This is a genomic window from Pseudomonas sp. BAV 4579 (genome assembly GCF_009765395.1).
GTDB classification, from domain to species: Bacteria; Pseudomonadota; Gammaproteobacteria; order Pseudomonadales; family Pseudomonadaceae; genus Chryseomonas; species Chryseomonas aestiva.
On sequence record NZ_WHOV01000248.1, the window covers coordinates 1 to 1,261 of the forward strand.

Here is a 1,261-nt window from a genome sequence, read left to right on the forward strand (position 1 = left end):
GCGGTTGCCGATCTTGGCCTCGATGTCGGACAGGGTCTGGGTATAGGCCGTGACTTGCAGACCGGCGCCACCGCTCTTGTTGATCATGGGGATGAACTCATCGCCAATCAGCTCATTGAACTCATCGGCGTGCAGGTTGATGGCCACCTTGCCACTGGCCTCCCCGGGCAAGCCGTCATCGATGCCGTATTTGTAGATGTGGCCGGCAACCGAGACCAGGTCGGAGAACATGGAGTTGCCGACCGCTGCGGCGACCTCGGTGTCGGAGAGGGCGTCCAGGCCGACGTAGACCACGGCGCGTTTGCGCACCACCTGCATCCAATCGAAGATCGGCCGCGGGTCATTGACGTCGTGGTAGTCCGGGGCGATCAGCTCGGCCATGCGGCCGGTGGTGAGTTTCTCCAGCAGCGGCAGCAGCGAGGCGACGATCTTGTCGAAGTAGGTCTTGTCGTAGCGCACGGCGCTGCGCAGACCGTCCATGACCGGATCCAACACTCGCGTCTGGTTCAGGTATTGGTCGATGGCGATGACCCGCAGCGGTCGGCCCTTCATGTTGAAGGGGACGTTTTTATCGTTGAGCTTGCTCTCGATGAAGATGATCTTCTCCCAAGCCTTGGGGTCGTGCTCATCGAAGTATTTCTGGGCGTATTCCAGGAACAGCCCTTCGATGTTGATCACGTGCTGCTGGATCTGCAGATAGTCCGGCCGCCGGCCGAGGGCGACCAAGGCCCGGGCGATGATGTTGACGAACCGCCAGGCGAACTCCTTGAAGGCCGCCGAGTTGCCCTCGCTGGATAGCTGGCCGGCAACGCGGGTGGCCACCTCCGAGATCCGGCCGAAGCGGCCTACCGCGTTGTAGCGGGCGGACTGGTCCGGCCAGCCCAGGTGGAAGACATAGAACTCGTTGGCCCGGCCGGCGCGCTCGCACTCGACGTACATACGCTTGAGCAGGTCCGCATCGCCCTTGGGATCGAATACGATCACGACTTCATGCTGGCCGTGCCGCTTGCGGCGGATGTCCTGGGTGATGAAGAGTTCGGCCAGGCGCGTCTTACCCACCCGAGTGGTGCCCAGGACGATGGAGTGACCCACTCGCTCGCCCAGCGGCAGGCTGACGTCGTGCTCTTCCGGCTCGATGCCGTGTAGCCGCGGCAGACCGCCCACCGGGGGCAGCGGGCGGAAGGGGTTCATGGCGTTATCCCAGGCCGTGGCCTTGGCCAGCAGGGTGAGCGGGAAGGGCGCGAACTCCAGGCGCGCCTCG

General features: G+C 63.9%; 1 protein-coding gene. It reads right to left on the minus strand.

The features are described from left to right. Nucleotides 1-1,261: type IV conjugative transfer system coupling protein TraD (gene traD / locus GSQ95_RS25745; protein WP_158974016.1), on the minus strand; the 1,261-nt coding region annotated here is incomplete at both ends.